Source organism: Kordiimonas lipolytica (assembly GCF_042651265.1).
GTDB lineage: Bacteria > Pseudomonadota > Alphaproteobacteria > Sphingomonadales > Kordiimonadaceae > Kordiimonas > Kordiimonas lipolytica.
This window is the reverse complement of sequence record NZ_JBHSCR010000003.1, coordinates 432255-455529: the sequence shown is the minus strand read 5'-3', so window position 1 is coordinate 455529 and position 23275 is coordinate 432255. Positions and strand designations below refer to the sequence as shown.

Genomic DNA, 23275 nt, shown 5'->3' with positions numbered 1-23275 from the left:
TGCCTTATGCACCGCCCCAGATGTAGATGCAGAAGAACAGGAAGATCCAAACAACGTCCACGAAATGCCAGTACCAGGCAGCAGCCTCGAAGCCGAAGTGGTGGTCTGGCGTGAAGTGGCCCTTGTAAGAACGGCCCAAGCAAACAGCCAGGAAGATGGTGCCGACAAGTACGTGGAAACCGTGGAATCCGGTTGCCATGAAGAATGTCGCGCCATAGATGTTACCGGAAAACTCGAATGCCGCGTGCATATACTCATACACCTGAACGCAGGTGAAGATCGCACCCAGGATCACGGTCAGCCACAGGCCCTTTTTCAGGCTGTCGCGGTCACCTTCAACCACAGCGTGGTGTGCCCAGGTCACGGTCGTACCGCTAAGCAGCAGGATCAGCGTGTTCATGAATGGCAGGTGCCAAGGATCGAACGTCTCGATACCGGCTGGTGGCCACATAGCGTCGTTATTCAGCGTTTCCCAGAAAGCGCCAATCTCAGGCAGTGGGATCTTTGGGTACAGGGCAGCATTGAAGAATGCCCAGAACCAAGCCACGAAGAACATCACTTCAGAGGCGATGAACAGGATCATGCCGTACTTGAGGCCAATACGAACAACCGGCTTATGGTCGCCGCCTTCGGCTTCGTCGATCACATCCGACCACCACGCAAACATGGTGTAGAGGAGGCCAAGAAGGCCTGCGCCAAACAGCCAGTTGCCAAAACCGGACATGCCAAACAGCGTTGCATCCGGCTTCATGGCGAAAACTGCTCCGACCATCATGATCAGAACAGCAAATGAGCCAAATGCCGGCCATGGGCTTGGGTTTACCAGGTGATAATCATGTTTCACATCGCCCGCCATAAAATCTCTCCTAACAAGCACCGGCACATTTGCCGACGTTCCCTTATTGTTACCCTAGCTTTAGCGACTCTGTTCCGCTTGCACACGCGCCGTCTCGTCTTCCATGACGAAGAAGGTGTATGAAAGCGTCACTTCGCTAACGTCATCCAAATTTGGATCCTCAGCAATCAGAGGATCAATGAAATAGACGACAGGCATATCTACCCGTTCGCCTGGTTCCAGCACCTGCTCCGTAAAGCAGAAGCAATCAATCTTCGCAAAATATTCACCTGCCTTGTGCGGCGTAACATTATAGGTGGCCGTACCCACGATCGGCTTGTTCGTTGGGTTATAAGCCTCATAGTGCGCAATGGCCTGCTCGCCGATCTTCAGCTTCTGATGCACCTGCACAGGCTTGAAGTCCCACGGCATATCGCGGTGAACGCTGGCATTGAAACGCACGTCCATTTCACGGTCCAGCACAGCACCTGATGCCACTTCGGCAACCTGCGTGGTGCCGCCATAGCCAGTCACTTTGCAGAACAGGTTATAAAGCGGCACTGCAGCATAGGCGAGACCGATCATGCCGGCCACCACAAGGCCGACAAGCATCGCCACACGCGTATTCTTATTTGCAGCCACGGCCGTCAAGGTGTCAGCCCCTTGATCTTGAAATAGCTGAACACCGCAACAAGCAGTACAAAGGCGCCAAGCGACAAGCCCAGCACGCGGTTGCGCTTTTTCATGCGTTTGTGCATTTCGCTATGGTCGTCACTCATGCCAGCCACCCCGTTATCAGGCGCTCAAAAGCGAGCGTCGCAAAAAGAACGAAAAGATAAAGGATCGAAAATGCGAAAAGCTTTCGCTCGGCTTTTTCAACACCCTTGAATACCAACGCAGCCAGCATCAGGAACCAGGCACCGAAAAGCGTGGATACCACGCCGTAAACGGGCCCGGCAAAGTCCAGGAAATACGGTGCGATGCCGCACGGCACCACAAGCAGGCTGTATAGAAGAATCTGCTTCCGGGTCTCACGCTCACCGGCCACGACCGGCAGCATAGGCACACCCACTTTTTCATAGTCCTTGGAAATGAAAAGGCTGAGTGCCCAGAAGTGCGGCGGAGTCCACAGGAAGATAATACCGAAGAGCACCATGCTCTCAATCGTAACGCTGTCGGTAACTGCGGCCCAGCCGATCATCGGCGGGAAAGCGCCAGCTGCACCACCGATAACAATATTATGCGGTGTGCGGCGCTTGAGCCACATGGAATAAATGACAACATAAAAGAAAATCGTAAGCGCCAGAAGCGCTGCTGCCGTCATATTGACGATCAGGCCCAGAAGCACCACCGAAGCGACGCTTAGCGTCAGGCCAAAGCCGAGTGCATCACCCGGTGTAACCTTACCCGCAGGGATCGGCCGCTTGGCCGTGCGGTCCATGATGGCGTCGATATCGGCATCATACCACATATTGAGGGCGCCAGACGCCCCTGCCCCCACAGCGATCAAGAGGATCGCAGCGAAAGCCAGTACCGGGTTCATGGTGCCGGGTGCAGCCACAAGGCCCACAAAGCCCGTGAAGATAACAAGCGACATGACCCGTGGCTTCAGAAGTGCCACGAAGTCACGCGCTTCAGCCTCCCGGGTACCGGAAGGCTGAATGGTTTGATCATAAGATGTCAGGCTATCGGCCAAAACGTCTGTCCTTTTCCCAAAGGAGTAAGCCCGGTGGGCTTACTTAATCTTTGGCAGTTCGTTGAACTGGTGGAATGGTGGAGGCGAAGAAAGCGTCCACTCAAGCGTCGTGGCACCTTCACCCCATGGGTTGTCGGCACAGTCTTTCTTCTTCTTGAATAGAGTCATAGCCATCACAACGATGAAGAGAAGCACACCAACAGCCGTGATCTTGTAGCCGAGCGTAGATACCCAGTTCCAGTATTCATAGGCATCAGGATAGTCCACATAGCGGCGTGGCATCCCCTGCAGCCCCAGGAAGTGCTGCGGGAAGAAGATCAGGTTTACGCCAACGAATGTGATCCAGAACTGAATGTTCGCCAGAATGTTCGGGTATTGCTTGCCCGACATTTTGCCAATCCAGTAGTAGAGACCCGCGAAGATAGCGAACACCGCACCCAGCGACAGTACATAGTGGAAGTGAGCAACCACATAATAGGTGTCGTGCAGGACGATATCAGCACCAGCGTTCGACAGAACCACGCCCGTTACACCACCAACGGTGAACAACAGGATAAAGGCAATCGCGTACATCATCGGCACTTCAAAGGTGATGGAGCCACCCCACATGGTCGCAATCCAGGAGAAGATCTTCACACCAGTCGGTACTGCAATCACCATGGTTGCTGCCACGAAGTAAGCCTTCGTGTCCACATCCAGACCAACGGTGTACATGTGGTGTGCCCACACGACGAAGCCGATGAAGCCGATTGCCGCCATGGCGTACGCCATCCCCAGATAGCCGAAGACCGGCTTACGGGAGAAGGTCGACACAATGTGGCTGATGATGCCGAATGCCGGCAGGATCATGATGTACACCTCAGGGTGACCGAAGAACCAGAACAGGTGCTGGAACAGGATTGGGTCCCCACCGCCTGCTGGATCGAAGAAGGTCGTGCCGAAGTTACGGTCTGTCAGCAGCATGGTGATGGCGCCAGCCAGAACAGGCAGCGACAGAACCAGCAGGAAGGCCGTGATCAAGATGGACCAGCTAAACAGAGGCATCTTGTGCAGGGTCATGCCCGGCGCACGCATGTTGAAGATGGTCGTGATATAGTTGATCGCACCCATGATGGACGAAGCACCAGCCACGTGCAGCGAGAAGATCGCCAGATCCATGGAAGGACCAGGGTGACCGCTCGTCGACAGCGGAGCATAAGCCGTCCAGCCACCGCCGAAACCGTTCATGCCAGGTGCGCCTTCCACAACAGTGGACAGCAGCAGCAGAATGAAGGCCGGAGGCATCAGCCAGAAGCTGACGTTGTTCATGCGCGGGAACGCCATGTCAGGCGCACCGATCATGAGCGGCACGAAATAGTTACCAAAACCACCGATCAGCGCAGGCATTACCATGAAGAATACCATGATCAGGCCGTGGCCGGTGGTCAGTACGTTAAACATGTGACGGGCGTGATCTTCGGTGATGCCGAGGAATTCTGGCAGGAATTGAACACCAGGTTCAGCCAGTTCCATACGCATCAGACCGGACATTGCAAAGCCGATCATACCGGCAAAGAATGAGAACCAAAGATACATCACACCGATGTCTTTGTGGTTGGTGGAATAGACCCAGCGTCTCCAACCAGTTGGGTTATCGTGAGCCATTGCTCTTCTCTCCCTAACTTGTCTTAGCGACCAAGGGCCGTGGTACCCGCGTCAGCATATTCTGCTTTCGCACGTTCCACCCACTTGGCAAATTCATCTTTGGACACAACTTGTACCGCAATCGGCATGAAAGCGTGGTCCTTACCGCACAACTCCGAGCATTGACCGTAGAAAATGCCAGTTTTGTCTGCTTCGAACCAAGTTTCATTGAGGCGACCAGGCACAGCATCCAGCTTCACACCAAACTCAGGCACAGCCCAGGAGTGAATAACGTCAGAAGCCGTGAGCATCACCTTGATCTTGGTGTCAACTGGCACCACCAGTCGGTAGTCCGTATCCAGAAGCCGAGCGTTCAGTTTTGCGTCCTTACCCAAGAAAGCCGATAGGTTGGCTTCAGCCTTGGCTTTCTCCGCAGCGTCCTTGAACGTGGCGTCCGGAATAACCATCGCCGTAAACTCGATACCGTCGTGATCCGGATAGTTATAGGTCCAGTTCCACTGGTTACCCGTTACACGGATCGCAAACTCTGTCTCCGGCACTGTATCTTGGAAATACAGGAGCGGGATCGACCAGAAGCCAATAACCACAAGTACGCCAATCGGAACCACCGTCCAGATGATCTCAATCAGGGTGTTGTGACTTGTTTTGGATGGCTCTGGGTTCGCTTTGGCACGGTAACGCACCATCACGTAGAACATGAGGATGAATACAAATGCCGTGATTACAGTGATGATCCAGAGAAGGAGCTCGTTAAACTCTACTACCCGGCTGGCTTGGTCGTTTGCGGCTTCACGAAGCCACAGACCCTTGTCCTGAGGAACGCCGAGACGGTCCTCTGCCAGCGCGCTAACCGAGAAACCGAACAGGGTCGTCAGTGCGACCATAATTCCGGCGGTAAGCCTTTTGACGTTCATAGTTCTGCTTTCCTTTTGTTCCTACCCCTTTGCGGGGGACCGGCGCCATTCTTGTCTGTGGCGTCCAGTAATCAGCCTCGAAAAAGTATAACCTGCTCCCCGTGGCCGATATGAATGCGGGCCCGTTTATACCAGACGTTCCCAAAGGCTCAAGTCCGAGTGAGCACCTGATGCCGTTTTTTTGCCTTTTTTTACCCAAAGCCACCATAATTTATTGAAGATGGCTTGTCATTCCCACATCTCCATACCATGGTAGCGCCAGCGATTGCCTCAAAAATGCGACATTGTGCCGCACTTTCGGTGTAATCTGCCTTTCTGGCCCATAAATCATAGAATCATTCTCGCATAGCGATAGAAAGGGACGTTCCATGACCGATGCAGCCGCGTCGCTGAATTTTTTCTTCCAAGAGTCGGACCTTGATGAGAAGCGCACAGAAGCGCTGGTCTCCGATACCCTCTCGGATATGGAAGACGGCGAACTGTATCTTGAGGCTACGAGTTCCGAGTCATTCAGCTTCGATGACGGGCGCCTGAAGGGGGCGAGCTATGACAGCAGCCAGGGGTTTGGCCTTCGTGCTGTGATAGGCGAAAGCACAGGCTTTGCGCATTCGAATGAACTGTCGGAAGACGCAATCCGGCGCGCTGGCGAGACTGTGCGCGCGGTGAAAACCGGGAACGCAGGCATCATGGCCCCGGCGCCCGTGCGCACCAACAAGCAGCTTTACACCGACGCAAACCCGCTCATGGGCATCGAGTTCGGTCGCAAGATCAAGCTTCTTGAAGAAATTGACGCCTACACCCGCGCCAAAGACCCGCGCGTGGCACAGGTCAGCGCAAGCCTTCTTGGCAGTTGGCAGGCAGTGGAGATCATCCGCGCTGACGGCCACCGGGTGCGCGACATCCGCCCGCTTGTACGCCTGAATGTGCAGGTGGTGATGCGCGACGGCGACCGGCAGGAAATGGGCTATGAGGGCTCAGGCGGACGCCAGGCCTATGACTTCCTGTTTGATGAGGCCCATTGGCAGGCACAGGCAGACGAGGCGATTCGCCAGGCCGCCGTGAATATGGAAAGCGTGGATGCCCCCGCGGGTGAAATGACTGTGGTCTTGGGCCCAGGCTGGCCCGGCGTGCTGCTGCATGAAGCCATCGGCCACGGGCTGGAGGGTGACTTCAACCGCAAAAAAACCTCTGCCTTCGCCGGCCTTTTGGGCGAGCGCGTGGCGGCACCGGGTGTGACCGTGGTGGACGACGGCACGCTTTCTGACCTGCGTGGCAGCCTGACGGTGGATGACGAAGGCACACCGACCGAGCGCACTGTGCTGATCGAGGACGGAATCTTGAAGGGCTACATGCAGGACCGGCTGAACGCCCGCCTGATGGGCATGCAGGCCACCGGCAACGGCAGGCGTCAGAGCTTTGCCCACTCCCCGATGCCGCGCATGACAAACACTTTCATGCTGGCGGGCGACAAGGACCCAGCGGAGATTTTGGCAAGTGTCGATGACGGCCTTTATGCCGTGAACTTCGGCGGCGGCCAGGTGGACATCACCTCCGGCAAGTTCGTCTTTAGCTGTACCGAAGCCTACCGCGTGCGCGGCGGCAAGATCATGGAACCGGTCAAGGGCGCGACGCTCATAGGCAACGGACCGGATGTACTCACGCGCGTGTCGATGATCGGCAACGATCTGAAGCTGGATAACGGTGTGGGCACCTGCGGCAAGGGCGGTCAGAGCGTCCCCGCGGGCGTTGGCCAGCCAACCCTCCGGATTGACGGCCTCACGGTCGGGGGCACTGCAGGTTAGGCCTCCACACCCGTATCCGGTTTGCCGGCGCCAATGTCGATGTAGCGGAAATTGTCGGACAGATAGACTGTCTCGCGTTCATATTCGCGTGCCGCCACCTTGGCCTCATGGACTTCCTTCGACAGCACGGTCAACTGCATGATCTTGCGCGGGTGCCCCTCTTCATCTGGAAGGATGGGAACACTTGCGCCTATGAAATCCACATTGCCGACGGGAGGCGTGGTCCAAACCGCTGCTGCGGGCTGGGCAACCACGCCCCAGAGACGTTTGGCCCTGAGCGCGCGATTTTCCTGCGGCGTGATATCCATATAATTCAGCCCAGTAAAATCGAACTTATACATGTCCTGATACTGAGACCCGGCATAGCGAAAGACCATTTTCTCAGGCGCAAAGGCATCCATCAGCATCACGCCGCGCATAAGCCCGGGAATATCGCCCGGCCTGATATCGCTGCGTTTGGGCGCAACGGCTTGCCCCCGCCAACGGTTCCACGCCGCAAGAAAAGCCCTTATCGAAGGATCCTGCGCAAATGCCGGAATTTCAAAGTTAAATTCTTGTACAGCGGACAAAACATTCCCCAGCGATGATCTGTTTGTTGAATTCTGCGACACTTTCGCGGGCAGCACAATAAATTGGTGACAAGCCCCTAGCTGAACGATTTGTTAAGGCGACAACACTATACTGCAAAGTCTATAGGAGGCCCGGCTGAGAGATTGAAACCGCTTATAATATATAGCCTTATCGTCTTTCTGACGACCGCAGTGGCGGCTGACGACCGGCCAGCCATCACGATCACCTATTATCATTATCCGCCCGACATCAGGGTCGTGAACGGCAAACCCACGGGTAAATATATCGATCAGTTGACCGCAGTGGCCGATACCGCAGGCTATGATGTGCGCTGGATGGCTTCTACAATTGACGAAGAAGCCGACATGTTGAATGAAGGCCGTCGGGCCATCTGCACAACGGGCCGCATGCCCACGCCAGAGCGGGTAAAGAAATGGGCCTTTCTGCCCTACCTGTTTGACTTGGTGCCCGGTGATATTGTCCTCACATTGCCTAAATACCGCGACCGACTGAAGGCCCACGGCAACATTGTCTCGCTGGCGCAGGACAGCAGCATGATCGGTACGCTCCTTGAAAGCGGCATATATGGCGAGGAAGTAGATTCGATCGTGCGCGCAAACCCAAGCTGGATCCTCCGCACCGGTAAAACAGACTTTCAACTGATGAACATGGTCCTGGCAGGCCGCGCCCACTATACCATCGTGCCGCTGGACCAGTGGGACGAAGCCAGGCGGGTTATGCCACAAACCAATACACTGGTGACCCTCCCCAATTATGGCACCCACCCGGACTATCCTATAGCCATTGCCTGTAGCAAGGGGGTGCCCTCAGCGACCCTGAAAGCGCTTGGTGAAGCCATGGCCGAACATGGTTTCAAGCCATATGATCTGCCGCACTAACAAGGCGCGACAGCTGAGAAGAGGTCCCAGGCTCGAAGCAGCGTCAAGATGTTCCGCCTCCAGGAAGCTGTAAAAAGACTTTATTTACCCTTTCAGCACAATACTATGTACCTAACGTACGGGGTCGTATCACTGGAGAAAAATCATCGATCGCCTTCGTCAGACACTGCTTGACCAGATGCAAATCAGCGACTTCGAAATCTCGAACCGGATGAAGTTGCTTGGCCTGAGACAATCTGATTTGAAGCAGCTTGCATCCTTGCAGGACAAAATCTCCGCTGTTCTCGGCGCCATCGTCGATGAATTTTACCAGAAACAGACACAGATTGATGAAGTGATCCTGCTGATCGGTGACGCTGAGACGCTCGCCCGGCTGCGGCGGTCTCAGTATGACTATGTGCTGGAGCTTTTCTCTGGCAGATATGACGCGGAATATGCCAACAGCCGCCTGCGCATCGGCATGGTTCACAAACGCATCGGCGTTGATCCCAAGCTATACCTTGCCGCCATACGGTCATTGAAAGAAATCCTCTCGCGGGTCATTTCCTCGCTGGTTGAAGATGCTGAGAAGGCCTTCAGCCTCATAGATACACTGGATAAGCTGATTTATTTCGACACCACACTGGTCTTTGACGCCTATATCCTCAGCCTTGTTAGTGAGATTGACGCCGCCCGTAGTCGTACCGAAAAATATGCGCTGGACCTGGAACGAAAAGTGGAGCAGCGAACAAAAGAGCTGGAACGTATCGCCCGCACCGATCCGCTTACAGGCCTCTACAACAGGCGCTCGATGGCTGACCTGTTCGAGCGGGAGCTTGCCCACGCACGCCGTAAAAGGGGCACGCTATGCTGCGCTTATTTCGACGTCGACAAATTCAAATCCATTAATGATGAAAAAGGCCACGTGTATGGCGACCAGGTCCTGATTGCCGTGGGCAAGGCTATCCTGTCCAGTATTAGGGAAGTGGATATTGGCTGCCGGTATGGCGGCGACGAATTCTGCCTGATCCTGCCGGACTGTTCCCAGGATGATGCCCGGATCATTTGCGGCCGCATCATCGCGGCCTTCAATGAAAAATTCCCGAACCATACCCTCAGCATTGGTGTGGCACAGAAAGGGATAGAAGACACGCCGACAACGCAGGACCTGATAAGCGCAGCCGACAAAAAAATGTATGAGTCCAAAAAGGCCGAGGGCTCTTGTATTTCCTGCTAGCCGACTTGCGGCAGTGAGAAAAAAAGGGGCTTCCGCCCCTTTTTCCTTAGCCCACGATGGTGGCTTCTGTTTTGGCGCGAACCTCGTCCATGGTGACGTCGGGCGCAAGCTCGACAACCTTCAGGCCGCCTTCCGTCACGTCGAACACGCCAAGGCCGGTGACGATGCGGTCCACCACCTGTGTGCCGGTCAGCGGCAGCGTGCAGGATTTCAGAAGCTTCGGTTCGCCCGCCTTGTTGGTGTGATCCATGATCACCACCACCCGCTGAACGCCAGCCACAAGGTCCATCGCACCGCCCATGCCCTTGACCATCTTGCCCGGGATCATCCAGTTGGCCAGATCGCCATTCTCCGCCACTTCCATGGCGCCAAGAATGGAGAGGTTGATATGCCCGCCCCGGATCATGCCGAAGCTGTCAGCCGAGGAGAAATAGCTGCTGGTCGGCAGTTCGGTGATCGTCTGCTTGCCGGCGTTAATCAGGTCAGCGTCCACCTCGTCCTCATAAGGGAATGGGCCCATCCCCAGCATGCCGTTCTCGCTCTGCAGCGTTACATGCATGCCGTCGGGGATATAGTTGGCCACCAGCGTCGGTATACCGATCCCCAGGTTCACATAGAAGCCGTCCTGAAGCTCACGCGCGGCACGCGCCGCCATCTGGTTCCTGTCCCAAGCCATTAGCCAGCCTCCCTTTCACGAACGGTACGTTGTTCAATCCGCTTTTCAAACGTGCCCTTGACGATCCGCTGAACAAAAATACCCGGCGTGTGGATGTGATCCGGGTCAATCTCGCCCGGCTCCACCAGTTCCTCAACCTCAACAACCGTCACCTTGCCGGCAGTTGCCATCATCGGGTTGAAGTTGCGGGCTGTCTTCCGGAACACCAGGTTGCCTTCGGTGTCCGCCTTCCAGGCTTTCACGATGGACACATCAGCCACAAGGCCGGTTTCCATGATGTATGTCTGGCCGTCAAAATCCTTGTGTTCCTTGCCTTCGGCGATCAGCGTGCCAACGCCTGTCTTGGTATAGAAACCCGGAATGCCTGCGCCGCCCGCGCGGATGCGTTCCGCCAGCGTGCCTTGCGGGTTGAACTCCAATTCCAACTCGCCGTCCAGATACTGGCGTTCGAACTCCTTGTTCTCGCCAACATAGGAGCTGATCATCTTCTTGATCTGCTTGGCATCGAGCAAGATGCCAAGGCCAAAGCCGTCCACACCGCAGTTGTTGGAAATAACCGTCAGATCTTTCACGCCTGCCTTGTGTGTGGCAGCGATCAGATTTTCAGGAATACCGCACAGCCCGAAACCGCCAGCCATCATGGTCATGCCGTCAAACAGCAAGCCATCAAGCGCAGCTTCGGCACTATCAAAAACTTTTTTCATCGCTGACTCCCGCCTGAAAAGTTAGGGATAACAGAGCACCGGCATAGCCAGTGACGCAGCCCAAAGTGGCCGCCCGCCTCAGATACCGCCAATTAGTTTCACTTGCAACAAATTCTTGCAGCGTCAAACCGCAGATTTCCTTGCATCAAGGAATATATTTCCTTGTATCGGTTACCTTGAAGCCATTGTTAAGCCACATTATATTGATCCTATAAATAGACAAAACTTATGGTGCGGCAAATGCCGCCCGACAGACAGCGAAACGGAGACACCTTGTGGGACGCATTTTGTGCCAAATCATTGGCGGCGCCTTCTGCTTTTTTGGCATTCTGGGCGTATTGACGCCCATTCCTTTCGGGCTGATCTTTTTCGCGATCGGGCTCCTGTTCCTGATTCCGACAACCCCATGGGTGACACGGACGGTTCGCCGGGCGCGCGGTCGGTTTGCGACGTTTGACCGCGCCATGGATGCCATGACCCGCCGGGCACCAGCCCCATACCGCCGCGTGTTGCGGCGCACCGAAATCGGCAATTTCGACTGGTAAAGAAAAAGCCCGGCAGGACTTGTCCAACCGGGCTTGCCAAAACTGATCCTTCAGGGCGCTAGTTTGCTTTGAACTTGCGCACCAGCAAGACACTTGCTCCAATCAGAACCACCACGCAAACGATGCTGGCTTCAGGGCCGACTTCTCCGCCTGTAAGCCACAGCGGCCCCGACGCCTTCATTTCAGCGACCAGCGCCGGAACGGTGGACTGCTGCCCTGTTACCGGAATGGTAAAGCCAACGCCCTGAAACCAGTTCCATCCTGCATGCCAGCCGATGATGCCCCAAATACTGCCCGCCTTGATTGCCCAGTAGCATGCGAACAGGCTGAACAATACGGACGTCGCAGCGTCAACCAGCATGTTTGGATTGTCCGGGTCAAAGTGTAGCAGGGTGAACAGAAGCGCGCTGGTAGAGGAAGCTGCAATCACACCCACCTTGCGCGACATGGCAGACAACAGCCATCCCCGCATCACCACTTCCTCGACGCCGGCCTGCACGCTGTAGCCCACAGCAAGCATGAGCATGGCACCCAAGGCTGCAGGAGAGGTAAAAGCGGGCGCGATAGCCCCGATTTCATAGCCGCCCAGTGCCAAAATCCCAATAACGGTTACAGCGATCATCGCGCTGCCAACAAGAAAACCAACGGAAAACCTGCTGACCTTGGCTTCGCCACCAAGGCCTATGGAAGCCAATGACCGCTTTTCCACAAACCGAAGCCACAACAGCAAAAGAGCAAACATGATGGCGAACGGCACAATCAGGGATGCTGTCAGGTCTGTCGGCAGGATCGGTGCACCGCTTTCGGGAAGCAAGCTAAGGGCACGCATCAGCTTAACGCCGGTTACAAGTGGAATGATGGTAAACAGAATGGCAACAACAGGGACAAGAAGCGCCCAAGGCTTCCAGCCCTTCGGTTCCTCAGAACCAAAAAGTACGGTTGGATTAAACATTTTTCTCTCTCGCTATCTTTGCGGTTTCCCCGCTTTTTTATCCGAACCACGGCCCCCTCGCCCCAATCCGGCGGGTCACGTTTTCTGGCGCGACACCGCAACCATAAAAACGGCTAATAAAATGAAAATCCACAGAAAAATCTAATGCCCAGCATTACATTCTAAAAAGTCAAAGAAACCCGCGAAATTGACATCTAAAATTTCTGAACTTCTCCTGACAATAATTGTCACTAGCCAGGTGTATACGCTTCTCCACGACCCAAGTCACAAGAGCGAGGAGCAAAAAGATGACATCCCTGACCCTATACGCATTCCCCACAGCACCGGGCTATTTCAACGCAAGCCCCTATTGCGGCAAGGTTGATATCTTGCTTAAGGAAGCTGGCCTTGAGTTCACAACAGTGATGCCCGAAGACCCCAAAGGCTTTTCAAAAGGCAAGCTGCCCGTACTGAAGGATGGCGACCAGATTATCGAAGACAGTGAATTCATCCGCCTTCACCTGATCGAGAAGTATCGTGCCACGCTTGACCAGGGCCTTTCGCTTGAGGCCAAAGCTGTAGGCCACGCTGTATGCCGCATGCTGGAGGAACGAACCATCTATGGCTTGGCCTGGTCCCGCTGGGTAGAAGATGAAGGCTGGGCTCAGGCAAAAGAAATCTTCATGGAGGGCGACCCACACGGGTTCGGCGAGACCATGCGCCGTGAGATTCGTGAAGGCTACACTTATGCGGGATACGGGCGGCATTCAGCCGACGAGCAGCGGCAGTTTATCAAAACGGATATCGATTGCCTGGCCAACCTTCTTGGAGAGCAGGACTGGTTCCTCGCGAACCAGCCCACGTATCTGGACGCTACAGTCTTCAGCTTCGTTGCCAATTTTTACGCCAGTCCTATCAAGACATGGCTAATCCCGATCACGGCACAGCATGACAACCTCATTGCCTATTTTGAACGCGGGATGGAACGCTGGTACCCTGACGGCATGTACATGCTCGAACGCGAGGCTGCTGAATAGCTGGCGCTGTTCCGGCCACTCGGGGCCGCCAAACGGACAGAAAGAGGGGACAAACCATGTTTATCGTTTTCCTGAAACTTAAGGGCGACAAAAGCCGCATCCCGGACTTCATGGCCGATCATAAGGCGTGGATCGGAAAGGGGTTTGACGCAGGAACCTTCCTGGCCGTCGGGACGCTTGAACCGGGCTTGGGCGGCGCAATCCTGGCACACGGCGTTGGCCGCACCGACCTTGAAGCCTTCCTGAATGAAGACCCGTTCGTTGTGGAAGGCATTGCTGCGCCGGAAATCCACGAAGTCACCCCCGCACGGACGGAAGAGCGGCTGGCTTTCCTTATGCCATCCTGTGACTGAAGGAAAACTCATGCGCAAGATATTTGAAGGCCCGGACGGGCAACCACGCTGCCACTGGTGCGCCGCCACGGAAGGCTATATCCACTATCACGACCATGAGTGGGGCTTCCCGGTGGATAACGACATCCGCCTGTTTGAAAAAATCTGCCTGGAAGGGTTCCAGTCCGGCCTTAGCTGGCTGACGATCCTGAACAAGCGGGATAACTTCCGCGTCGCCTTTGAGGGGTTCGACTTTAACAAGGTCGCAAACTTCGGCGAAGCGGATGTGGAGCGCCTGCTCACGGACGCAGGTATCGTGCGCCACCGGGGCAAAATCGAAGCGGTGATCAACAATGCCGCCCGCGCGCAGGAAATGGTCGCGACCGAAGGTTCGCTTGCAGCCTTTTTCTGGCGCTATGAAGCCGATGACGCACAAGCAGTAAAGCACAAGCTGCCGTCAACCACTAACCAGTCAGTTGCCCTTTCGAAAGAACTCAAAAAACGCGGCTGGAAGTTTGTTGGCCCCACAACGGTCTATGCCTTCATGCAGGCTATGGGGCTGGTGAACGACCACGCCGAGGCCTGCAAAAGCCGCCTTGAGGTGATACGTGCGCGCAACGCCTTCACCAAACCATAACACCACGACACGATCAGCAGAGGAGACAAAAGATGATCGGATACACTACCGTTGGCACCAACGACATGGAAAAGGCTGCCGCCTTTTATGATGCGCTGTTTGCGGAAATGGGTGCCAAGCGCACCATGGACTATGACATGTTCAAGGTCTGGTCCACCGGTGACGGCGCTGGCTTTTCCATCACCTTGCCGTTCAATCAGGAAGCCGCCACTGTTGGCAATGGCGTGATGATCGCACTGACGGCAGACAGCCCCGAAACAGTAGACCGCCTGCATGCCAAAGCAATGGAACTGGGAGCTACAGACGAAGGCGCACCAGGTCCACGCGGAGACGGAGCCTTCTATGCTGGCTATTTCCGCGACCTTGATGGCAACAAGCTGAATTTCTTCCACTATAACCCGGCAGCGTAACAGCGGGCACAGCTTTACCCCTGAGGTGTCCCAGCACCTCTCCCTACCTTGTGGCCCGGGAATCCCGGGCCTTTCTTTTTCTTGCTGTCGTACCGCGGGGTTAGCGATTCAGAACCGCGTCCCTGAGCCCGGCGGCGGCGCCCATGATCTGGCCAATCAGGTCTTCCGGCACCTGCAGGTCAACGAGTGTGGCGTTCAGGTGTCCTGCAACCGCATCGAAATGCGCGTCACTCAGCCCTTTCTCCGCCACCAGGCCTGCGTGGGCCTTACGCATATAGGCATCGGCGCCCTTGGTCTCGCCCTTGAAAATGGTTGTGAAAAAGGCTTTCTGCTTGCGGTTCTGCGCACCCATTTCCACGCCTTCAAAGAAGGGTACCAACAATGGGTCCGCCATTACCTTGTCGTAAAACAGGTCCACCGCCGCATTCACGGCCGCTTCGCCGCCTACTGCTTGATAAAGTGTCATCTTTTGTTCTGTTTCCTCTTCCCAAAGTCACCTGCCAATGCAGGAGAGCGCAATCTAAGCATGGTCCTAGTTAACAAACTGTGATGTACATCACAGACACAAAAAAGCCCGACCAGAGTATCTCTGAGCCGGGCTTTCATTATCTGGTTAAGCTGTGGCGCCTACTTGTTCGCAGCTGCTTCCGCCGCGATGCCTTCTTCGATCAGGCTGGCAGCTTTTTCAGCGCCTTCCCAACCAACGATCTTCACCCATTTGCCGCTTTCCAGGTCTTTATAGTGCTGGAAGAAGTGAGCGATCTGGTCGAGGAAAATCTTCGGCAGCTCGTCATAGCTTTGTACGTCTTTGTAGAAGGGGTGCAGCTTGTCCACTGGCACCATCAGAAGCTTTTCGTCCATGCCAGCTTCATCTTCCATGATCAGCACGCCAAGTGGGCGGCAGCGCACTACAGCGCCCGGCATGATCGGTGTGCGGTTTGCCAGAAGCACGTCTACAGGGTCACCGTCATCCGCCAGCGTGTGCGGGATGAAGCCATAATTGCATGGATAGCGCATGCTGGTGTGCATGATGCGGTCCACAAACAGGGCGCCTGATTCTTTGTCCAGCTCGTATTTAACGGGTTCGGTGCCGGCTGGCACTTCGATGATAACGTTCACGTCCCAAGGGGCGTTTTCGCCAACGGAGATCTTCTTGATATCCATGGATATGCGTCCTTCAATTTGCCCCGAAATAGAATGGGGCTACTCAAAAATCGCACAAACACCAGAGTGGACGCCGGGGAGGCTACTGGACCGCTTGCCCCAGAAGGAGGGCCGCAAACACGATCCAGCCAAACGCGATGTTCGAGCGGAAAACTTCCAAACAGACAGCAGCATCATCGATATTGACGCGCCTTATCTGTGCGGCGAGGTGGAGCCCCGCAAGCGCGAGCACGGGATAATAGATTATGCCCAGATTTGCAAGGATTCCTGCGCCTAAAAGGGCAAAAATAAATAAACCGTAGAATAAGCTGATTGCAGGCCGGGTTTTCGCCCCCAAGGCAAGCGCCGTGGACTTGACGCCGATCAGCGCGTCGTCTTCCTTGTCCTGGTGGGCATAGATGGTGTCATACCCCAGCGTCCAGAAGAGCCCGCCTGCGTACAAAATGATCGCCGGCCAATCCAGGCTGCCGCGCACAGCGGCCCAGCCGACAAGCGCACCCCAGTTGAACGTCAGCCCCAGCCACGCCTGCGGCCAGTAGGTGATACGCTTCATGAAGGGGTAGATCGCCACCATCGCTAGCGAGCCAAGCCCCACCATGATGGCAAAAGGGTTGAGCTGGATCAGGACCAGAAACCCGATCAAGCACTGCAGCACAAGGAAGGCCCAGGCGCCCTTCAGGCTCACCTCACCCGCCGGGATGGGCCGGCTTTTGGTGCGTTCCACAGCGCCGTCGAAATTGCGGTCGATAATATCATTATAGGTGCAACCGGCACCACGCATCACCAGTGCGCCAATCGCAAACAACAGCATCAGGTAGCCGTGATGAAACGTAAGCGCGCCGTCCGCCGCCAATGCCGTTGACCACAGGCAGGGCCACAGAAGGAGCCAGGTGCCAACAGGTCGGTCCATCCGCGCGAGCTTCAGGTATGGCCTGAGGGCCGCAGGCGCGTGCCGGTAGACAAAGCTACCTTCCACCGCATCGGCCGTTTTCACCACGTCTTTTTTGTTGCGCCAAAACATGCATAGCGGCGTACGCGGCGGCGGCGATGATGTCAAGCAGATGCGCATGCGCCTTCACAGAATGACAGGCCGAAGAGTCTCTCAACAATAAAGGACAGGTCTTTGGACCGAAAATCTCATAAACGGAGGAAACACAATGGCGTGCAAAAACAGGAATGCATTTAAAGGGGCTACCGCGACCCTCGCGGCCGCACTGATGACAGCCCAGGTTTCAGCAGCAGACCCCGCCTTGCTGCTCGGGGACAGCATCTGCGACAATCAGGCAGATTCGTTCGACTTCGCCTGGGTCAACGCCAACAACCAGAATGTGCAACCATTTTTCCTCTCGGGCAATGATGCCAGCAATGGCACTATTACAGCGCTCGGGCACGCCAACCCCTTCAACGATTCAGATGATGTTTTCATCGCCCTTCATGGCTGGACGGATCTGGTCGGTGATTTCTCAGGCGCGGACTTTGCGACCGTGTTTCTAGCCAACCATGCAAGCACACCGCAAAACGTGACCTTCTATGTGTGCCAATCCGGCACGGTACCAAACGGCGGCGTCAGCAGCATGGCTGCCGTGGCGCGCAAATACCCCGGTCAGGCTGCCAACTCAACGCTGATTGGTGCTGTCAACGCTCCATCCCCGGGCACATGTCCGGCACTTGCGGTCAATGCCGCATCGGAACCCTTCAATACCATCACAACCATCCAGCCTGCGGTCTACCGCACAGGCATCAGCATGACCGCCGGTCACAACGCAGCAGAAAATACGCTCACAACCGCATGGACAGATGCAACCAACACGCCCTACCCCAACACGACGCAAAGCTTCAAAGACTATTGCACAGGCAAGCTGGCACAGGACCCAACGGGCGCATCGTGGGTCTTGAGTTTCCTGAACAATGTTGAAACCCAGTTTGCCAATGACTATCTGGGGCTGATCAACACCAATTATGGCGGCAATGCGCTCGCGACCTGCGGGCCGAACGTGCAGTGCGACTAGCGCTCAAGCGGCCTGGCAAATCGCCCGGGCCGCTAGACCACCTTTTCGGCAAGCGCCTTGCTCTCAGCCTTTGAAATCGTGATGGGTTTCCTGATTGGGCGCAGAGTATCCTTGTCAAAGAAAGGCTTCCAGCTTTTTCCGCCGCGAATGCGCCACCACAATAGAAGGCGCATGAGATGCGCGAGCATGCCCCAAACCTTCAGCTTCTCAGCGAGCGTCTGCGGGCGTTTCTCATTCGCCACCGCGCGCACGGGGCCAACCATTTCCACCACCGCCTGGTCAGTGCCCTTGTACCCTGTGCAGATGGGCAGCACGCCAAGGAAGGGCACGCCGCCCTTCGGCAATGTGTTGCCAAGCGGGGTCTTGCAGCAATCTGTATACCACCTGAGCGGCCCTTTGGGCGTCATGCGCACGCAGGCCAGATGCTCCAGCCCTTCCTTGATCTCGAAGGTCACCGGGTCAATCTGGAAAATGTTCGAGTATCCAGCTTCGTCCAGCATGTCGGCGGCGCGGCCCAGATAATGGGCGTAGGACTGGCAGCCCTTGCACGGGCACTGGACATGGTTGCTACTGGCGGCGGACAGACCATGGATCACGCCCTTCACCTTGCCGCATGTGCAACTAACCGAAACGTCTTTCGTCATGATCCCCCTCCTGTGCCTCACTCGTGAAACAGACGGTAAAAGGCTTTGCCGGCTGTTGCAATCCATCAGTGGCGTTCAGCTACCACCCTAGCCATCATCCGGCCCTGGATACTGGAACACCTTTTCCAGCGGCACGCCGAACACATGGGCGATCTGGAACGCGGCTTCGAGCGAAGGGGAATAGCGCCCCTGCTCAATCGCGATCACTGTCTGGCGCGTGACACCGATGCGGCGGGCCAGCTCTGCCTGCGTCATCTCATCCGCCATGAAGCGAAGCGTGCGGATATCGTTGGTGATGCGGGTTTTCTTCGCCATCGTCACACCCCGCGGCGATAATAATAAAGCTGGAACACACCCTTCACGATGCTTGATAGCACCATCGCGCCCAGCAGCGCGTTGGCCGTCCAGAACATGCTGAAGCCTGTCAGCATCATCACAAGCACGCCAAGCGCGCCTACGCTCAGCACGAAGCTGCCGCGATATTCGGCCTTCAGGTCCACCAACTTGTCGCGCTCGTCTTCAGTGTCTTCCACGTCGCCATGCCGCGTGACATCCACAATGGCGATCACGATATGCGCAATGATGGCAATCGCCACAAGCGCGGCAATGGTGATCGCCAGAACCGGTGCGATGGATGCAATGGCCACCGCGCCTTCTTCCACTGGCGCAGTTTCGGCGATGGCCAGCATCTGATTGAAATACCAACCGTAAACGAGGACCGTGCCCCCAAGCATCGCCGCCGTGCTTTTTTCATAAAAACCCATGTCTGGTTTCCTTTTCTTTATGTAAAATATTATTTACGTCATCAGATAGGGGCGTGCGGCGCATATGTCAATTATTTTTTACAATTAGTAGAAAATATTAAACAGGGTCATATGTCTCTGGGCAGAAATATTCTCATACCAATTCAAATCAGAACGGGACCTCTTCATCCCCATCTTTATCTTGAGGCTTAGGCAGTGCCTTTTTGGGGGGCTCTATTTGCTGGCGGTCATTCCATGGCGGCAAGCTATCACTCCATTTCTTTGCTTTGTCTAGCCAATCTAAAACACGGTCGATTCTCTCCCAAATTGGTTCGATTTCTTTTGACGCATTTCCAACTGCCCTAAACAGATCTACAACAAAGTTATTAAACGCTTCTGTTCTGGTCAGGCTGCGGTCCAACTCCGCAACAAAAGCGTTTAGTTTGCCAAACATTGCATCTCTTTTTTCCGGAGAAATATCCAGGTCATTCAGACTGCCCTTGATGGCATCGACCAAACTTCGAATTTTTGCTCTAGACGCCTCATCTAACAGCAAGATATTCTCAGCTCCTACTTTGATGCGTCGCGCTCTTTCCAGCTTAAATTTTAATGTCGTTCGATCCAGTTCACGGATTAATCGTTCGTATGTTACGCCTATCGCCGCTGTCCCTATTGAGTCTGAATCACCATCTAGGCGGACAAATTGTACGTCATAAACTTGCTGAAAAACCCAAACAGCATCTATCAATGATCGTTCTGGCCCCCAATCGCTTCTCCTCCCCCTTTCTTCTTCAGAAATTCTACGCTGTTCTTCGCAGTAAATAAGAAAAGCTTCTTCTGGATCGTCTGGAAGGCCGACAAAATCTTCGATCGATTGCATGAACACCCCTTTCATAACCGCATAGAGCACAAAACCATTGGTAGATAACTTTACTATCAAAATCCACCCTTCCCATCCCTCCCCTCTGCCCTAAATTGGGTGTAGGGTATTTGTGAAGGGGGATATGTGATGGAAAATCAGTTCGACACGCACGAGGTGTTCAACCAGCCGCCGGTGTATGACCATGTGAACCTCTATGAAACGGATGCGCCCTTAAAGGCTGCGCTCGCGGCGGAGGACGCAGGCTGGGCAGGTGCATCGCTTTCCGCTTTCGGCGCACAGCTGGGGACGGCCGAGGCCTTCCATCAGGCGCACTTGGCCAACACCCGCCTGCCAGAACTGAACACGTTCGACACGCAAGGGCACCGTCAGGACACGGTTGAGTTTCACCCCGCCTACCATCATTTCATGGACCTTTCGAAGCGCGCGGGCATCCACTGCGGCGCGTTTGACGGGCTGGCCACAGACGGGCGCGAAAAGGGCCTTGGCGTGGGCGCGGCCCGCGCGGCCAAGCATTATATGATGAGCCAGGTTGAGGCCGGGCACATCTGCCCTATCACCATGACCCACGCGGCAATCCCAGCGCTTCAGAACCAGCCGGATCTGTTCCGGGCGCTGTTGCCGAAGCTCTTGTCCCACACTTATGACCCCACTTTCCGCCCGATTGCCGATAAATCCGGCATCACCATTGGCATGGGCATGACCGAAAAACAGGGCGGCACGGACGTGCGCGCCAACACCACAGTCGCGGAGCCAATCGACGCAGGCGGGCCGGGCCAGCTTTACCGCATCACCGGGCATAAATGGTTCATGTCCGCCCCCATGTGCGACGCCTTCCTGGTATTGGCGCAAACCGGGAATGCGCTATCCGTTTTCTTCGTGCCGCGATTCACGGGCGACGGCACCATCAACGGGCTTCGCTTCCAGCGGCTGAAGAACAAGCTGGGCAATAAATCGAACGCCTCAAGTGAAGTGGAATTTGTTGGCGCCGAAGGCATGCTGATCGGCGATGAAGGCCGCGGCATCGCCAACATCATGACCATGGCCAACTATACGCGGCTGGATTGCGCGCTGGGGTCAGCGGGACTGATGCGGCAGGCGCTTTCGCGCGCAGTGCACCATGCGCAGTACCGCACTGTGTTCCAAAAGAAGCTGATCGACCAACCGATGATGACAGCGCTTCTGGCGGACATGAGCCTGGAGGTGGCCGCTGCCACACACCTGAGCATTCGCCTTGCGGGCGCCTATGAACGCATGGATGACCCCATGAACACTGCCTACGCCCGCCTGATGACGCCGGTGACCAAATATTGGGTCACCAAGCGCGGCCCCACACTGGGGTACGAGGCCATGGAATGCCTGGGCGGCAACGGCTATGTGGAAGACGGCGTTCTGGCCCGCATCTACCGTGAACTTCCAGTCAACAGCATCTGGGAGGGTTCCGGCTCCGTCATGTGCCTGGACCTCTTGCGCGTGGCAAGCCGCGAACGCGAAAGCCTTGAAGCGGTTATTGGATGGCTGAGCGAAGTCAAAGGCCGCTCAAGCCATTATGACGACGCGCTGGCGGAGCTCACGGACAATATCGCGGGCGGCCTGAATGAAGCGCTTGGGCGCTGGCTGACAGAAAGATTGGCCACGCTTGCCGCCGCGAAGCTCCTGATGGAACGAGCGCCTGAAAATGTGGCGGACGCCTATATCGGCACCCGACTTGACCCGTTTGGCCGGCATGGCGCCTACGGCAGCCTGCCCAAAGGCGTGGACGCCCGCGCAGTCATTGATGCAGTGGTGGCCTTTTAGGGGTGGAAAAATCGTCACTCGCCGGCTCGACCGGCGAGTCCACTGATTTAATGGATTCGCCGATCAAGTCGGCGAATGACACCGCACTTCAGGCGTAAAAGGCGAGGATGCCGAGATCCTTCTGGTGCCCAAGTTTCAACCCGCGCCCGTAGGAGGCGTGGCCATCCTTAGCGTGCCCGAGCTTAAGTCCCTGGCCCCTTTCCTTTTCCTCATCCTCGGGGATCGGGTTAAGGGGCTCGTTGGTCGCAAGCTTCGCAGCAACCTTTAGGCTAAGCACCTGTTTGTCCGTAAATTTCGATTTGTCGAACCGGTCGTCATGGATGTTCAATACGCCCACATCAGGCGTGGGCAAAAGATTAAAGGCCTTCAGGTCATCCAGCGTGATATCGCCTGCGCGCTTCTTCTGTTTCCCGGGAACCTCATCCGGCTTGGCCGCGATCTCGTCACGCTTCCTCAGGAATTCACTGACCTTGTCTTTCAGGTCACCCAGCTTGATTTCTGCACCGTTCAGGAAAATCGTGCCCTTGATATTGTTCGGGTTCGATGATCCGTTCCCGCCGTCAAGGCCCACCAGACGATATTTGGCGCCAGGATGATCCGAAAGGCTGAAGGCATAGCTGCCGCCTTCCTCGAAATGGATCACGCCCTTGCCGCCGGTACCGCCTTCGCCTGTAATGGTGACATTGATATTGAAGCTGCCATCCTTCGTGACCGCCACAGCGTTGGTGTCTGCCCCTGTTGTTGCTGTCGTGGCTGCCTCTGTGGCTGACAGGACTGGGGCAGTCGTGCTCGCAACATCATCGCCATTGGACGCGGTCAGCACGCCTGCACCACCAGCGCCCGGACCATAGGTCACGGCTGCTGTGGTCTCTGTCTGCTTTTTGATTTCATCGACAACATGGTCGTGCTTGCGCCTGCCAAAGGCAAAGCCTCGCTCGCGCGCCCCATTAAAGCGGAGCGCGTCACGATCTGCGTCCTGTCCATTTGATGCCGCAAACCGCGGCTGTTGCGCATATGCGCCCGCTACATTCTGTATCATGGTTCTTCCAACCAATTGCCGCTCCCCTTTTGGGAGCCTCATTGCTCGGCCAGAGTGTACGACAACCCGCATACGCTGTCACTGAACGCATAAAATTTGAATTAATGGTGGCACCAAAGTTCATATCTGCGCTATTCTGCATACGTGATCA

27 protein-coding genes are annotated in these 23275 nt (G+C 55.7%); 10 read left to right on the top strand and 17 right to left on the bottom strand.

The features are described 5' to 3' along the window. Positions 1–4: 4 nt before the first annotated feature. Genes ACFO5Q_RS06280 through coxB form a run of 6 tightly spaced genes read right to left on the bottom strand, consistent with a single transcriptional unit; the run spans position 5 to position 5089 of the window. Entirely contained in the window at positions 5–856 is an 852-nt protein-coding gene (locus ACFO5Q_RS06280; protein WP_068153064.1) for a cytochrome c oxidase subunit 3, read from the bottom strand. 60 nt (positions 857–916) lie between these two features. After that, positions 917–1486: a cytochrome c oxidase assembly protein gene (locus ACFO5Q_RS06275; RefSeq protein ID WP_156432082.1), complete on the bottom strand. Its 570-nt coding sequence runs from the start codon at positions 1484–1486 to the stop codon at positions 917–919. Continuing rightward, entirely contained in the window at positions 1483–1614 is a 132-nt protein-coding gene (locus ACFO5Q_RS06270; RefSeq protein ID WP_269448995.1) for a hypothetical protein, read from the bottom strand. Before ACFO5Q_RS06270 ends, ACFO5Q_RS06275 begins: the two co-directional genes overlap by 4 nt. Then, the gene (locus ACFO5Q_RS06265; protein ID WP_068153059.1) at positions 1611–2531 is read right to left on the bottom strand and encodes a heme o synthase; all 921 of its coding nucleotides are present in this window, start codon (positions 2529–2531) and stop codon (positions 1611–1613) included. The genes ACFO5Q_RS06270 and ACFO5Q_RS06265 overlap by 4 nt, the downstream gene beginning before the upstream one ends. A gap of 39 nt (positions 2532–2570) precedes the next feature. Next, entirely contained in the window at positions 2571–4175 is a 1605-nt protein-coding gene (gene ctaD, locus ACFO5Q_RS06260) for a cytochrome c oxidase subunit I (protein ID WP_068153057.1), read from the bottom strand. Between the two features lie 23 nt (positions 4176–4198). Further along, a complete protein-coding gene (gene coxB / locus ACFO5Q_RS06255) occupies positions 4199–5089 on the bottom strand; it encodes a cytochrome c oxidase subunit II (protein WP_068153055.1) in 891 nt (296 codons plus the stop codon). A 368-nt stretch (positions 5090–5457) separates the two neighbouring features. Here coxB and tldD point away from each other — a divergent pair, with 368 nt between their 5' ends. Continuing rightward, on the top strand, positions 5458–6891 hold the full coding sequence (gene tldD, locus ACFO5Q_RS06250; RefSeq protein ID WP_068153052.1) for a metalloprotease TldD: 1434 nt from the start codon (positions 5458–5460) through the stop codon (positions 6889–6891). Here the strand turns inward: tldD and ACFO5Q_RS06245 are convergent. Continuing rightward, positions 6888–7460 carry a PAS domain-containing protein gene (locus ACFO5Q_RS06245; protein ID WP_068153049.1) on the bottom strand — a complete coding sequence of 191 codons (573 nt, stop codon included), beginning with the start codon at positions 7458–7460 and terminating at the stop codon, positions 6888–6890. The genes tldD and ACFO5Q_RS06245 overlap by 4 nt on opposite strands. A 144-nt stretch (positions 7461–7604) precedes the next feature. Here ACFO5Q_RS06245 and ACFO5Q_RS06240 point away from each other — a divergent pair, with 144 nt between their 5' ends. Together ACFO5Q_RS06240 and ACFO5Q_RS06235 are read left to right on the top strand one after the other, a co-directional pair. Further along, on the top strand, positions 7605–8360 hold the full coding sequence (locus ACFO5Q_RS06240) for a transporter substrate-binding domain-containing protein (protein WP_068153045.1): 756 nt from the start codon (positions 7605–7607) through the stop codon (positions 8358–8360). A gap of 178 nt (positions 8361–8538) precedes the next feature. After that, positions 8539–9576 carry a GGDEF domain-containing protein gene (locus tag ACFO5Q_RS06235; RefSeq protein WP_197421341.1) on the top strand — a complete coding sequence of 346 codons (1038 nt, stop codon included), beginning with the start codon at positions 8539–8541 and terminating at the stop codon, positions 9574–9576. 46 nt (positions 9577–9622) lie between these two features. Here ACFO5Q_RS06235 and ACFO5Q_RS06230 read toward each other — a convergent pair whose 3' ends face one another. Next, complete coding sequence (locus tag ACFO5Q_RS06230) at positions 9623–10252, bottom strand: CoA transferase subunit B (RefSeq protein ID WP_380084299.1); 630 nt, start codon at positions 10250–10252, stop codon at positions 9623–9625. After that, positions 10252–10956: a CoA transferase subunit A gene (locus ACFO5Q_RS06225; RefSeq protein ID WP_068153038.1), complete on the bottom strand. Its 705-nt coding sequence runs from the start codon at positions 10954–10956 to the stop codon at positions 10252–10254. The genes ACFO5Q_RS06230 and ACFO5Q_RS06225 overlap by 1 nt, the downstream gene beginning before the upstream one ends. A 275-nt stretch (positions 10957–11231) precedes the next feature. Between ACFO5Q_RS06225 and ACFO5Q_RS06220 the strand changes: the two genes are divergently transcribed. Further along, a complete protein-coding gene (locus ACFO5Q_RS06220; protein WP_156432081.1) occupies positions 11232–11501 on the top strand; it encodes a hypothetical protein in 270 nt (89 codons plus the stop codon). A 58-nt stretch (positions 11502–11559) separates the two neighbouring features. Here ACFO5Q_RS06220 and ACFO5Q_RS06215 read toward each other — a convergent pair whose 3' ends face one another. Next, entirely contained in the window at positions 11560–12453 is an 894-nt protein-coding gene (locus tag ACFO5Q_RS06215) for a CPBP family intramembrane glutamic endopeptidase (RefSeq protein ID WP_068153033.1), read from the bottom strand. A 287-nt stretch (positions 12454–12740) separates the two neighbouring features. Between ACFO5Q_RS06215 and ACFO5Q_RS06210 the strand changes: the two genes are divergently transcribed. The 4 genes from ACFO5Q_RS06210 to ACFO5Q_RS06195 are packed head-to-tail and all read left to right on the top strand — an operon-like array spanning position 12741 to position 14848. After that, positions 12741–13469: a glutathione S-transferase family protein gene (locus tag ACFO5Q_RS06210; protein ID WP_068153030.1), complete on the top strand. Its 729-nt coding sequence runs from the start codon at positions 12741–12743 to the stop codon at positions 13467–13469. A 56-nt stretch (positions 13470–13525) separates the two neighbouring features. Further along, the gene (locus ACFO5Q_RS06205) at positions 13526–13822 is read left to right on the top strand and encodes a YciI family protein (protein WP_068153027.1); all 297 of its coding nucleotides are present in this window, start codon (positions 13526–13528) and stop codon (positions 13820–13822) included. 10 nt (positions 13823–13832) lie between these two features. Beyond that, entirely contained in the window at positions 13833–14438 is a 606-nt protein-coding gene (locus ACFO5Q_RS06200) for a DNA-3-methyladenine glycosylase I (protein ID WP_068153024.1), read from the top strand. A 32-nt stretch (positions 14439–14470) separates the two neighbouring features. After that, positions 14471–14848 carry a VOC family protein gene (locus ACFO5Q_RS06195; protein WP_068153021.1) on the top strand — a complete coding sequence of 126 codons (378 nt, stop codon included), beginning with the start codon at positions 14471–14473 and terminating at the stop codon, positions 14846–14848. 100 nt (positions 14849–14948) lie between these two features. Here the strand turns inward: ACFO5Q_RS06195 and ACFO5Q_RS06190 are convergent, their stop codons facing one another. From ACFO5Q_RS06190 to ubiA, 3 genes are all read right to left on the bottom strand, one after another. After that, positions 14949–15314, bottom strand: coding sequence for a group I truncated hemoglobin (locus ACFO5Q_RS06190; protein ID WP_068153017.1), 366 nt, complete (start codon positions 15312–15314; stop codon positions 14949–14951). Positions 15315–15475: 161 nt separating this feature from the next. After that, positions 15476–16012, bottom strand: a complete 537-nt coding sequence (gene ppa, locus ACFO5Q_RS06185; protein WP_068153014.1) for an inorganic diphosphatase — start codon at positions 16010–16012, stop codon at positions 15476–15478. Between the two features lie 82 nt (positions 16013–16094). Further along, positions 16095–17033, bottom strand: a complete 939-nt coding sequence (ubiA, locus tag ACFO5Q_RS06180) for a 4-hydroxybenzoate octaprenyltransferase (protein ID WP_068153496.1) — start codon at positions 17031–17033, stop codon at positions 16095–16097. Positions 17034–17169: 136 nt separating this feature from the next. On the opposite strand from ubiA, the gene ACFO5Q_RS06175 reads away from it, so the two are divergent. Continuing rightward, positions 17170–18021 (top strand): hypothetical protein, encoded by an 852-nt coding sequence (locus tag ACFO5Q_RS06175; RefSeq protein WP_068153009.1) that lies wholly within the window; start codon positions 17170–17172, stop codon positions 18019–18021. A 32-nt stretch (positions 18022–18053) separates the two neighbouring features. Here the strand turns inward: ACFO5Q_RS06175 and ACFO5Q_RS06170 are convergent, their stop codons facing one another. The 3 genes from ACFO5Q_RS06170 to ACFO5Q_RS06160 form a co-directional block, all read right to left on the bottom strand. Further along, positions 18054–18665, bottom strand: a complete 612-nt coding sequence (locus tag ACFO5Q_RS06170; RefSeq protein WP_068153004.1) for a DUF6151 family protein — start codon at positions 18663–18665, stop codon at positions 18054–18056. 87 nt (positions 18666–18752) lie between these two features. Further along, positions 18753–19148 (bottom strand): helix-turn-helix transcriptional regulator, encoded by a 396-nt coding sequence (locus ACFO5Q_RS06165; protein ID WP_082720110.1) that lies wholly within the window; start codon positions 19146–19148, stop codon positions 18753–18755. Positions 19149–19577: 429 nt separating this feature from the next. After that, positions 19578–20288: a hypothetical protein gene (locus tag ACFO5Q_RS06160; RefSeq protein ID WP_156432080.1), complete on the bottom strand. Its 711-nt coding sequence runs from the start codon at positions 20286–20288 to the stop codon at positions 19578–19580. Between the two features lie 129 nt (positions 20289–20417). On the opposite strand from ACFO5Q_RS06160, the gene ACFO5Q_RS06155 reads away from it, so the two are divergent. Then, the gene (locus ACFO5Q_RS06155; protein WP_068152991.1) at positions 20418–22085 is read left to right on the top strand and encodes an isovaleryl-CoA dehydrogenase; all 1668 of its coding nucleotides are present in this window, start codon (positions 20418–20420) and stop codon (positions 22083–22085) included. 88 nt (positions 22086–22173) lie between these two features. On the opposite strand, the gene ACFO5Q_RS06150 is transcribed toward ACFO5Q_RS06155, so the two are convergent. Then, entirely contained in the window at positions 22174–23124 is a 951-nt protein-coding gene (locus ACFO5Q_RS06150) for a hypothetical protein (RefSeq protein WP_068152987.1), read from the bottom strand. Positions 23125–23275: the final 151 nt, after the last annotated feature.